Consider the following 12,165-nt stretch of genomic DNA (forward strand, 5'->3'; position numbering starts at 1 on the left):
TCGATGCTTTTGCTTTGTGGTTATCTATCTTTCTAAAAATAAACAAGTTAGCCATGTCGAGCAATCACAGAAAAAGAGTTTTATTGTAGACGAACCACTATTATATAAAATAAATAATGTATATTTGCAAAACAATACGACTATTATCCCTTATTCGATGCGACGACAAAGAAAAATGATGAAAAACAATTCATAAGATAATAGTTGTAAGATGAAATTGATAAGCCAATATGCTCTTTTAGGATATTGGAAAAATAGTAAAAACAGATAAATATAGAACAATGAAAAAAGAATTTGGAAAATGGTTGATAGATGTTGCAAAGTTAGTTGCAGCAGGTTCACTCATAATAGCATGTGCAGGATTTAGCAATACATCAGTAGTGTGTTTAGTAGTTTTATGCTTACTAAGCATTGTAGTGTTTGTTATAGGTTGTTCTTTGCAAAAAGATAATCGCCCCAAACGATTCGACAATAAGCCAAAGAGAAATAACAATAGAGAGAAAAAGAACAACGCAGAAGGTAACAAGCCAAACCAACAACGCAACAAAAAACGTGCTACCTACACCGAGCATGTGCCCAACGAAATAACAGTAGATTAGTTTTTTAAGATAAACGACACCACTATTGATGTCTGAAAAGTGAAGCGTTCTATGCTTGAGGCATGTTGATTGAATAAAGAGAATAGTGCTATTATGGCAAAAGTAAACGAAAAGGTAAAAGATAAAATAAACCAAAAGATATCCGAACCACGCAAATACAAAATCTTGATGTATAACGATGAGGTTACAACAATGGATTTTGTGGTTCATTTATTGATGCATGTTTTTAATAAAAACAAAGCCGTTGCCTATGAGCTGATGATGACTATTCACCAAAAAGGCAGTGCCCTTGTGGGCGTTTATAGCTATGATGTGGCTCAAACAAAGATGGAACAGGCAAAAGAAATAATAGCTCATTCGGGCTTTCCGTTGGTTATTAAATGCCTAATAGACAAGTAAACAAAGGCAAAAGCCTGCAAAACAAAGTGGCAAAGAACAGCTGTTAAACAATGAAACACTGTGCGTTGCCTTTTGTTTGATGTGATGTTAAAAAGAATGTGGGTGTTAAAAACAAGCTAATAAGCGTATGTCAACTGAACAAGAGAATGTTTTATTTACAGGAAATGTAGACCTCGGGGTATCGAAACTCGCTGCAATTGGAGCCGAAAAGGCGGTTGCTTTGAAACACGAATATGTGCTTCCAGAGCATTTAGTGGTGGAGTTTGTAGAGCATTTGCTGTTGATTTATCCCGAACTAAGAGAATATGTCGACCTGAAAAGCCTAAGAACTCAAACCAAAGAATATTTAAAATCGCTCGAAAAAGTAAAGAAAATCGATATCGAACACCTTGCCATTTCAATGCAAACAAAGACGTGGTTGATTGGAACGGCAGAAGAACTGGTAGAAAATGGCAATGTAATAGATTTTTATCTTGTTCTCTTTCGCAACTTCATGTCGTTGAAAGACTCGTATGCTTTATATTTTTTCGACCAGTCGTTAAATATCTCTCTTCAAGAATTTTATAGTAAACTGAAACACCAACACTTTCTTCAATTTGAAGAAAACGATGATGATAGCGACCCAATAGATTGGGATGAGAACGATGCTTATGCATCTGGTAGTTTCGAGGAAGATATGGATAGCTCCTTTGCAGAGCGTGAACAAGAAGCCAACGACAAATGGGAAAACTATGTAGTGTGCCTCAATGATATGGTAAAAAAGCGCAATCCTTTAGTTGGAAGAACTGAAGAATTAGAGCGAACAATAGAGGTTTTATGTCGCAAAGACAAGAATAATGCACTGCATATAGGGGAGCCTGGAGTTGGAAAAACAGCCCTTATCATGGGTTTGGTGCGTCGAATAGAAGAGAAGAAAGTGCCCCTTCGCCTTTTAAATAGTAAGGTGTATCAAATTGATATGGCAGATATCATTGCTGGAACTCATTATAGAGGCGAGTTTGAAGAACGCTTTAAAAAGGTACTTTCGGGTATTGCTAAAAACGAAAATAGTATTCTTTATATAGACGAAATACATACAATTGTGGGTACAGGAGCGATAGATGACAGCTCGTTAGATGCTTCAAACATACTTAAACCCTATCTTGCAGAAGGCTCAATACGCATTGTTGGTGCCACCACTTACGAAGAGTTTAACCGCTATTTGGCAAAGAACAAGAGCTTGGTGCGTCGCTTTCAACAGATAGATATAAAAGAACCCACAGTTGAAGAGGCTGTAGATATTCTCGAAGGAATAAAGAAAGGCTATGCCAACTATCATAATGTGTCGTATAGTAAAGACATCATTCGATATATAGTAGAGAATTCTCATAAGCACATTTCTAACAGATTCTTACCCGATAAAGCCATCGATTTGCTTGATGAGGCAGGTGCAAAGCTGGCAAAAGGAATGTCGAAAGACGATAAACCCCTTGCCGTTACGAAGCCTTTGATAGACGAAATTATGGCAAAGGTGTGTAAGATAGATGCCAAAGCATTGAAAGACAATAATAATGATAGTCTTATTGACCTAAAAGAACGCATTTTAAGTATGGTTTATGGGCAAGATGAGGCTGTTGAAAAGGTGGTAGAAGCAGTGCATACAGCCAAGGCAGGTCTGATAGATGACGACAAACCACTGGCAAGTTTGCTGTTTGTTGGACCTACAGGAGTGGGAAAAACAGAGGTGGCAAGGGTGCTTGCGCATGAGATGGGTGTTGAGTTGGTGCGCTTTGATATGAGCGAATATGCCGAAAAACATTCCGTTGCAAAACTCATTGGTGCCCCTTCTGGATATGTAGGGTATGAAGATGGCGGACTATTAACAGACGCTATACGTAAGACTCCCAATTGTGTTTTGTTGTTAGATGAGGTAGAAAAGGCGCATAGCGACATCTATAACATTCTCTTACAGGTTATGGATTATGCACGATTAACCGACAATAAAGGCAATAAAGCCGACTTTCGTAACGTTGTTTTGATATTAACCAGTAATATTGGAGCGCAATATGCCCACCAAGCCAACGTGGGATTTGCAGGCAATGTCACTTCGGGTCAAGCCATGTTAACACAGGTGAAGAAAGCGTTTAAGCCCGAGTTTATCAATCGTTTGTCGTCTATTGTGGTATTTAACGATATGGATAAGCCCATGGCAGAGCGCATCTTACATAAGAAAGTGGCAGCTTTGGCTTTGAAACTAAAGGCAAAGAAAATAGATCTTCAACTCGATTCAGAGGCTCAAGAATGGCTTTTGAAGAAAGGAATGACCAAGAAATATGGTGCAAGAGAGTTCGATAGAGTGATAACTCGTGCTCTAAAGCCTTTATTAACTCGAGAGATTTTGTTTGGAAAACTTCAAAAAGGCGGTTTGGCAACTGTGACATTAGAAAACAACGAGTTGGCTATTGTTGTGAAAAAGTCTTCTACAAAAGGCGCAAAAACCTCTAAATAAACAGCTTTGAGTTGCGATGATATTTCGTTTAAATAAAGAAATAGAATTTCCCAATCCACGTTATGGCGAGCCAGACGGATTGTTTGCGGTGGGCGGTAACTTGTCTATTGATCGCCTAATATTGGCTTATAGCTATGGAATATTCCCGTGGTATGGATTTAGAGAGCGTCCAGAAATAATGTGGTATTGCCCATTAAAACGCTTTGTTATATTCCCCGATGAGATACATATCTCTCATTCTATGCGCAAAGTGATTAGAGATAACCGCTATAAAATAACCCTCAACACAGCTTTCGATGATGTTATTCGGAATTGTAGTGAATTGAGAATTAACGAAAGGGGAGCGTGGTTAGGTCCTGATATCATTAAAGCCTATACCGAACTGCATAAAGAAGGCTTTGCAATGAGCGTTGAAGTGTGGGACGATGAGAAACTGGTTGGGGGCTTATATGGCGTAGTTCTCGATGGAGATGTATTTGGAGAGAGTATGTTTTCGCTCGTTCCCAATGCCAGTAAGTTAGCTCTTATTGCACTTGCGAAGTTTGTTAAGCAGATGGGAGGAAGCATAATAGATTGCCAATTCGAAACTCCTCACCTCAAATCAATGGGTGGACGCTATATAGATTACGACGAATATATTGATTTACTGGGCGTTTCTGTTCCGCATGTCGACGAAGAAGAACCCTTAGAATAAATAAACATAAATGATATGAAAGTAAACCTTAAATTTTTATTACACATCTTTTTAGGGGCATTTTTAATGCTTGCAAAGCCTATTGAGGCACATAATGTGTTGCCACAACCACAATCGTTGCAAACCAATAACGAGCAGTTTGTGTTGAATAGCAACACTGTTGTTGCCACAAACCTTAAAGGTGAGGCACGAACACGCATTGCTGACGCTGTGAAAGAATTGTTTCCACAAGTGAAGAAACAAGGAAGTGCAGGTAAAAAACGTAATGTTATCAACATCAAGGTTACAGGAACAGAGCGTGATGTGGAGCAAATAGCTTCTAATAAAACATTCCAATCATATCAATTAAATGTAAATAAGAACGGGGTTTTTATCGTTTCGCCTACTGAGGCAGGCGCTTTTTATGCGCTTCAAACACTTGTTGGACTTCAAAAAGCTCCTAATACGCTACAAGGTTGCGCTGTGGTTGATGAGCCAAGATTTAACTGGCGTGGCTATATGATAGACTGCTCACGTCACTATTGGACTCCTGCTTTTATCAAAAAGCAAATCGACATGATGGCACATTTCAAGCTCAATCGCCTTCATCTACATATGGTTGATGGAGCAGGTTGGCGTATTCAGGTGGATAGCTACCCACTATTGACACAAAAAACAGCTTATCGTACATCGTCAGACTGGAACAAATGGTGGATAGGTGGCGAGAGAACGTTTTGCGAAAGTAATGCACCTGGGGCTTATGGAGGCTTTTATACCAAGCAAGAGCTAAGAGATATTGTGGCTTATGCGGCGAAAAAGCACATCGTTGTTTTGCCCGAAATAGAAATGCCAGGGCACAGTGAAGAGGTGACTTATGCTTATCCTGAATTAGGTTGCACAGGAAAACCTTATACTTGTGCAGACCTTTGTGTAGGAAACGAGGCTACTTTCACCTTTTTAACAAAGGTGTTAGACGAGATTTTAGAGATATTCCCTTCTCACTACATTCATATTGGTGGCGACGAAGCGGTGCAAGAGCAATGGAAAACTTGTCCTAAATGTCAAAAGAGAATGAAGGACGAAGGCTTAAAAACTACCCATGAGTTGCAAAGCTATATGATTTCACGCATGGGAAAATATCTTAATAGCAAAGGAAGAGCCTTTATTGGTTGGGACGAAATTATGGAAGGCGGTCTTGCTGCCAATGCTTCTGTGATGTCGTGGCGTGGATATGAGGCTGGATTAAGAGCTGCTAAATCGGGTCATCACGTTGTTATGACTCCTGTAAACTATTGCTATTTAGATTATTATCAAGACAATCCAACTACCGAACCACAAGCAATGGGAGGATATGTGCCATTAAATAAGGTGTATGAATACGACCCTGTGCCAGACAATATCAAAGGAACCAAGACCGAAGAGTTTATTGATGGTATTCAAGGTAACTTGTGGACTGAGTTCGTGAGCGAGCCTTCTCATCTTGAATATATGACTTATCCTCGTTTACTTGCTATCGCTGAAACGGGTTGGACACGCAACAAACCTTCATTTGATAACTTTAAAAACAGAGTGATTGCTTCTACTTATTATATGAAGAGTAAGAACTTTAATCCTTATAACGTAGAAGAAGCAGATAAACCACGTGTAGAATCGGTTGAACCTATTCAACATGAGGCTATTGGTAAGAAAGTGATTTATGTAACAAAGCCTGCAAGTAAGTATAATGGGGTGGGCGAATTGACCTTAGTTGATGGTAAACGAGGCACTTGGAGCTATACAGATGGTTGTTGGCAAGGCTTTAGTAGTGAAGGTAGAATGGAGGTAATTATTGATATGGGTAAAGAAACTGCTATTCAAAATATCAGCGCAGAGTTTATGCAATTCTTGGAACCATGGGTGCACATGCCTTCTAATATCACTATTTATACTTCGGATGACAATGTGAACTATCAGCTTTTAAGCGATGAGGCAATTGCTCCTAGCGATGAAAAGTATTTCATAAGAAATTATGAATGGACAGGAAATGCTAAGACAAGATATATTAAATATGTGGCAAAAGTGGCTAAACAAGACTGCTGGGTGTTTACAGATGAAATTATAATCAATAAAAAGTAGGTTTTTAAAGGCACCATTTTAGATAAAAAAGAAAGACTCTCCGTTTGCAAAATCTAGCAACTGGAGAGTCTTTTTTATGTCCTATTATTTAGGAAATATAATGTTTTAAAACTTTGTTTAGAATTGAAGTGTGATGTTTAAAAAATCTTTCCGGAGTCTCTAATCACATCGCTATCATCTATAGACAGTGTGGGATTCTTGGGTTTGTTTTTGCCGTCTGAAGCTGCAAGTAAATCCATCTCGTTAAGTAATTGATACACTTCAGAAAGTGGTTGAATGTAATTTGAGTTTTTTCTTTTCATATTTTATTGATTGATAAAATGTATGTGAAATAGTTTGTAAACGTTCAAAAATTATAATTGTACCTAATTATATTATAATGTTATCCTTATTCGCTTGAAAAGTAAGATACAAAGCCACTCTTAAAAGAACTAATCGTGGCTTTGTATTAAGAGAAACGTATGTTACGATTATACGTATGTTTCGAGGAACTTGATATTTCCTGTTACCTTAACTTCGCTTGTTGTTGCTGGGAAAAGAATGGTTTCGCCCTCGCAAAGAGTGGTTGTGTTTCCCTCGTTGTCGGTTATTTCCCCACTACCTTTCAAACCAATGAAGATAACAAAGCTGTCGAGCTCAGAATAATCTAAAGTCATTGGCTCGTTAAGGTCATATACGGCAGTTGTGAAATAAGGACATTCTACAAGTGCAACACCTTCATTTTTCACTGGAGTATACTCGGTTCTGTAGTTTGGTTCTACGTTGTAATCGATACATTCTGCAGCTTCTTCGGTGTGTAACTCACGATAGTTGCCGTCTTTATCCTTACGTTTAAAGTCGTAAATGCGGTATGTTACATCTGAAGTTTGTTGGATTTCTGCCAAGAAACAGCCAGTTCCAATACTGTGAATACGACCTGCAGGTAAGAAGAAACAATCGCCTTCTTTTACCTTATATTCTGCAATCGCTTCGGTAATGGTGTCGTCTTCAACCATTTGCTTGTATTGTTCAGGAGTGATTTTCTCTTTCATTCCTGCACGAAGCTTAGCATTTTCGTCGCTATCCATAATGTACCACATTTCTGTTTTACCACGAAGTTTACCACGTTTTTGCGCAAGTTCGTCTGTTGGGTGTACTTGAATAGATAGTTCTTGACGTGCATCGATGAACTTAATGAGTAGAGGGAAGTCGTTACCAAAACGTTTATAGTTAGCTTCTCCTACAAGTTTTCCCTTTAATTCGTCAACAAGTTCGTTCAATCTTTTACCCTTGAATTCACCCTCAGATACAACGGTTTCGTTCCCTTTTACACCCGAAATTTCCCAGCTTTCGCCAACTTGCGTGAGGTCGCTGTTAAGGTGTTTAAATGGAATAATTTTCTCTCCGCCCCATAAGGTTTGAACAAGTAAGGGATTAAATTTTATTGGTTGCATAAAATGTATGTGTTTTTAATTTATTTTATGAAGTTATATTTCGTTATTTTTATACTGAAATCAAAAGTACTACATTTTTATGAGACGAACAAAGAAAATATAATTATTTAGATATTGAAGGCCGTTTTGTGTCTTCGAATATAACATATTTATAAATAGAAGGGCGCAAGAATTCCATAAAACATAAAAACAGCACTCAAAATAGTAAATAATTGCAACTTTAATAGTCAGTGAAGGGCTAACGATGATATTTTTTTTGCTAAATGATTTTCATATCAGAAAATATTTGTAACTTTGCAACCAAATGATTAGTTTGAAAGAGTTTAATATTGATCTCAAAGCTCTAAGTGACGGAAAAACCGTTCGTAGCTACACAATCAACGATGGTTTCTTTGAAACTCTCGATACTCTTGATGTGAAAGGAGGCAATCTAGATGCCGAAGTTATAATACATCGCACTTCTAGTTACTTTGAACTCGGCTTCAAAATCAAAGGTAATGTGGTGGTGTCTTGCGATAAATGCTTAGACGATATGTCACAACCTATCGACACAGAAGCAAAACTATTAGTCCGCTTTGGACATGAATACTCTGAAGAAGATGAACTCGTTATCGTTGCAGAAGATGAACCTTTTCTCGATGTTTCGTGGTTTATTTATGAGTTTATACAGCTAAACATTCCAATCAAGCATGTGCACGCACCTGGTAAATGTAATCCTGCTATGATCAAGATGTTGCAAGAACACTCCACCACCCGAAGTAGTGGACGGGATGAAGAAGTTGCTATTGACCCTCGTTGGAGTAAATTGAACGAATTAAAAAACAAATAAATTAAACATTAAAACAAAATGGCACATCCTAAAAGAAGACAGTCTAAGACTCGTACACGTAAAAGAAGAACTCATGATGGTGCAGTAGCACCAACACTTGCAGTATGCTCAACTTGTGGTTCTTACTATGTTTACCACACAGTTTGTCCATCATGTGGAACCTATAGAGGTAAGATTGCTATCGTTAAGGAAACCGCTGAATAATGGGAAAGATTAATGCTGTCATTACAGGTGTTGGCGGTTACGTTCCTGACTACATCCTTACTAATGAGGAGTTGTCAAGAATGGTTGACACAAGTGATGAGTGGATTATGGCTCGTGTGGGCATAAAAGAACGCCGAATCCTAAAAGAAGAAGGTCTAGGAACAAGCTATTTAGCTCGTAAAGCAGCTAAACAACTTTTGAAGAAAACTGGAACAGATCCTCAAGAAATCGATGCCCTTATTGTTGCAACAACAACTCCTGACTATAAGTTTCCATCAACTGCATCTATTGTATTAGGAAAACTAGGCTTGACTAATGCGTTTGCATACGATTTAGAAGCTGCTTGCTGTGGTTTTATGTATGCTCTCAGTCAAGCATGTACTATGGTTGAAAGTGGTAGATGCAAAAAAGTTATCGTGATAGGTGCCGATAAAATGTCTTCAATAGTAGACTATACAGATCGCCAAACATGCGTTCTTTTCGGTGATGGAGCTGCTGGAGTGCTTGTAGAAGCATCTGAAGAAGACTATGGTATGCAAGATTTCTACTTTAGAACAGATGGAAAAGGCCTTCCTTTCCTTCATCTAAAGGCTGGTGGAAGTGTATGTCCTACATCTAAATTCACTGTAGATCATCATCTACATTATTTGTTCCAAGATGGTAGACCCGTGTTCCGTTGCGCTGTAACAGACATGAGTAATGATGTGATGGAAGTGCTTAAACGCAATAATCTCACTGCAGATGATATCAGTTGGGTTGTTCCTCATGAAGCAAACCTACGTATTATCGAAGCAGTAGCTAAGCGTGCAGAGCTTTCTCTTGACAAAGTTGCAGTAAACATTGAGCACTATGGTAATACAAGTGCAGCAACTATCCCATTAGCTTTATGGGATTTTGAAAGCAAACTAAAGAAAGGTGACAATATTATCTTCACCGCATTCGGTGCAGGATTCGTTCATGGAGCATCTTACTTTAAGTGGGCTTACGATGGAAATGCTGTGGCTTCAAAGTGATATTAATAATCATAAATAGAATAAGAAACGCATCCTTTATAATAAAGTGTATGCGTTTTTTTGTTCATACGAATTTCTTTATTCTTGTAATATAAATCAAAGTAGAATGCATAAAGCAGGTTTTGTTAATATTGTTGGCAATCCCAATGTTGGTAAGAGTACCTTAATGAACCTCTTAGTAGGCGAGAAGATCTCGATAGCGACATTCAAAGCGCAGACAACTCGTCATCGCATTATGGGCATTGTCAATACAGAAGATATGCAAATCGTATTTTCTGATACCCCAGGAGTACTCAAACCAAACTATCGTTTGCAAGAAAGTATGTTGGCATTTTCAGAGTCTGCGCTCACAGATGCAGACATCTTATTATATGTAACCGATGTTATTGAGAACCCAGAGAAGAACATCGAATTCTTAGAAAAGGTGCAACATCTTGATATCCCCATCATTCTATTGATCAATAAGATAGACATGTCTGACCAAAAGACCTTGGGTTCATTGGTTGAAAAATGGCATTCTCTACTTCCAAAGGCAGAGATCTTGCCCCTTTCAGCACTTAATAAGTTTGGCGTAGACATTCTATTAAACAGAATAAAGGATTTACTTCCCGACTCACCTCCATTCTTTGATAAAGACCAATTAACAGATAAACCAGCCCGTTTCTTTGTTAGTGAAATCATAAGAGAAAAAATTTTGCTTTTTTATGACAAAGAAATTCCCTATTCAGTAGAGGTTCGTGTGGAAGAATTTAAAGAAGATTCTAAACTCATTCGCATTAGAGTTATAATCTATGTAGAACGAAACAGCCAGAAAGGGATTATCATTGGGCACCAAGGTGTTGCGCTAAAGAAAGTTAGTAGCGAAGCAAGAAAGTCATTAGAGCGTTTCTTTGGAAAGAAGATATACTTAGAGATATTCGTTAAAGTGGATAAAGACTGGCGCAGTTCTCAAAAAGAGTTAGATAGTTTTGGCTATAACCCGGAGTAAGAAAGCTCCACAATAAAACATTATAATATGGCAAATTTAGTAGCAATTGTTGGACGTCCAAATGTAGGAAAGTCTACATTGTTCAACCGATTAACCAAAACTCGCAGTGCTATTGTTAGCGATACAGCGGGAACAACACGTGATAGACAGTATGGAAAGGTGGATTGGAACGGTAGAGAGTTCTCCATTGTAGATACTGGCGGATGGGTTGTTAACTCTGAAGATATATTCGAAGACGCTATAAGAAGACAGGTTCTTATTGCTACAGAGGAAGCAAATCTTGTGTTATTTGTTGTTGATGTGCAAACAGGACTTACCGATTGGGATGAAGATGTTGCACAAATTCTTCGTAAGTCGAAAGTTCCCATCATCTTAGTTGTAAATAAAGTAGACAAGAACGAGCAACAATACGATGCTGCAGAATTCTATTCACTTGGTTTAGGCGAGCCTTTCTGCATCAGTTCATCAACTGGTAGCGGTACAGGTGACTTGCTCGACGAGGTGATTAACAACCTTAAAGCAGAAGTAGATGAAAGTCTTGAAGACGGAATTCCACGCTTTGCGGTGGTAGGAAGACCTAATGCTGGTAAGAGTAGTATCATCAATGCCTTCATGGGAGAAGACAGAAACATCGTTACTGAGATTGCTGGTACAACCCGAGATAGTATCTACACACGCTTTGATAAGTTCGGTTTCGACTTCTATCTCGTTGATACTGCAGGTATTAGACGTAAGAATAAGGTTACAGAAGACCTCGAATTCTACTCCGTTATGCGCAGTATCAGAGCCATAGAAAACTCAGATGTTTGTATTTTGATGATCGATGCAACAAGAGGTATTGAGACTCAAGACATGAATATCTTCCAGTTAATTCAACGAAACAATAAGTCTTTGGTGGTAGTGGTGAATAAATGGGACCTTGTTCCCGATAAAGATCAAAAGGTGATCACCACCTTCGAGACCGCAATTCGCAAGAGAATGGCTCCATTTACCGACTTCCCAATTATCTTTGCATCTGCACTCACCAAGCAACGAATATTCAAAGTGCTCGAAACAGCTAAACAAGTTTATCTCAACAGAAAAGCTCATGTGGGTACATCGAAGTTGAATGAGGTAATGCTTCCATTGATAGAGGCATTCCCACCACCATCGGTTAAGGGAAAATACATCAAGATTAAGTATTGCACCCAATTGCCAAACACTCAAATTCCATCGTTTGTTTTCTATGCAAACTTGCCTCAATACATCAAAGAACCATACAAACGATTCTTGGAAAACAAGATAAGAGATAATTGGACAATGACGGGTTCGCCCATCAACATATTCATTCGTCAAAAATAATCGCCGTTCCTTTCGGCATCATTTCACGCCAAACACGCCCCATAACCGCAGTCTTTGGGTTGAAGTGTAGAGCGGAAAGCGTA

12 protein-coding genes are annotated in these 12,165 nt (G+C 38.5%); 10 read left to right on the forward strand and 2 right to left on the reverse strand.

What is annotated here, in order from left to right:
* Positions 1-281: 281 nt before the first annotated feature.
* The 5 genes from HMPREF0669_RS01170 (at position 282) to HMPREF0669_RS01190 (ending at position 6,274) form a co-directional block, all read left to right on the forward strand.
* Entirely contained in the window at positions 282-599 is a 318-nt protein-coding gene (locus HMPREF0669_RS01170; RefSeq protein WP_009228917.1) for a DUF6722 family protein, read from the forward strand.
* 93 nt (positions 600-692) lie between these two features.
* Positions 693-998, forward strand: a complete 306-nt coding sequence (locus HMPREF0669_RS01175) for an ATP-dependent Clp protease adaptor ClpS (protein WP_009228918.1) — start codon at positions 693-695, stop codon at positions 996-998.
* 127 nt (positions 999-1,125) lie between these two features.
* Positions 1,126-3,486, forward strand: a complete 2,361-nt coding sequence (locus HMPREF0669_RS01180) for an AAA family ATPase (protein WP_020967911.1) — start codon at positions 1,126-1,128, stop codon at positions 3,484-3,486.
* Positions 3,487-3,502: 16 nt separating this feature from the next.
* The gene (gene aat / locus HMPREF0669_RS01185) at positions 3,503-4,180 is read left to right on the forward strand and encodes a leucyl/phenylalanyl-tRNA--protein transferase (RefSeq protein ID WP_009228920.1); all 678 of its coding nucleotides are present in this window, start codon (positions 3,503-3,505) and stop codon (positions 4,178-4,180) included.
* Between the two features lie 15 nt (positions 4,181-4,195).
* Positions 4,196-6,274 carry a beta-N-acetylhexosaminidase gene (locus tag HMPREF0669_RS01190; protein ID WP_009228921.1) on the forward strand — a complete coding sequence of 693 codons (2,079 nt, stop codon included), beginning with the start codon at positions 4,196-4,198 and terminating at the stop codon, positions 6,272-6,274.
* 137 nt (positions 6,275-6,411) lie between these two features.
* Here the strand turns inward: HMPREF0669_RS01190 and HMPREF0669_RS10185 are convergent, their stop codons facing one another.
* A complete protein-coding gene (locus HMPREF0669_RS10185) occupies positions 6,412-6,576 on the reverse strand; it encodes a hypothetical protein (RefSeq protein WP_009228922.1) in 165 nt (54 codons plus the stop codon).
* A gap of 168 nt (positions 6,577-6,744) precedes the next feature.
* Entirely contained in the window at positions 6,745-7,707 is a 963-nt protein-coding gene (locus HMPREF0669_RS01195) for a type I phosphomannose isomerase catalytic subunit (protein WP_009228923.1), read from the reverse strand.
* A 304-nt stretch (positions 7,708-8,011) separates the two neighbouring features.
* Here HMPREF0669_RS01195 and HMPREF0669_RS01200 point away from each other — a divergent pair, with 304 nt between their 5' ends.
* The 5 genes from HMPREF0669_RS01200 to der all read left to right on the forward strand — a co-directional run bounded on the left by HMPREF0669_RS01200 (position 8,012) and on the right by der (position 12,082).
* Complete coding sequence (locus HMPREF0669_RS01200) at positions 8,012-8,536, forward strand: DUF177 domain-containing protein (protein WP_009228924.1); 525 nt, start codon at positions 8,012-8,014, stop codon at positions 8,534-8,536.
* A gap of 18 nt (positions 8,537-8,554) precedes the next feature.
* Positions 8,555-8,740 (forward strand): 50S ribosomal protein L32, encoded by a 186-nt coding sequence (gene rpmF / locus HMPREF0669_RS01205; RefSeq protein ID WP_009228925.1) that lies wholly within the window; start codon positions 8,555-8,557, stop codon positions 8,738-8,740.
* Positions 8,740-9,753, forward strand: coding sequence for a beta-ketoacyl-ACP synthase III (locus HMPREF0669_RS01210; protein WP_009228926.1), 1,014 nt, complete (start codon positions 8,740-8,742; stop codon positions 9,751-9,753). Before rpmF ends, HMPREF0669_RS01210 begins: the two co-directional genes overlap by 1 nt.
* Positions 9,754-9,859: 106 nt before the next feature.
* Positions 9,860-10,741 carry a GTPase Era gene (era, locus tag HMPREF0669_RS01215; protein ID WP_009228927.1) on the forward strand — a complete coding sequence of 294 codons (882 nt, stop codon included), beginning with the start codon at positions 9,860-9,862 and terminating at the stop codon, positions 10,739-10,741.
* Between the two features lie 27 nt (positions 10,742-10,768).
* Positions 10,769-12,082 (forward strand): ribosome biogenesis GTPase Der, encoded by a 1,314-nt coding sequence (der, locus tag HMPREF0669_RS01220; protein WP_009228928.1) that lies wholly within the window; start codon positions 10,769-10,771, stop codon positions 12,080-12,082.
* Positions 12,083-12,165: the final 83 nt, after the last annotated feature.

Source organism: Prevotella sp. oral taxon 299 str. F0039, assembly GCF_000163055.2.
GTDB lineage: Bacteria > Bacteroidota > Bacteroidia > Bacteroidales > Bacteroidaceae > Prevotella.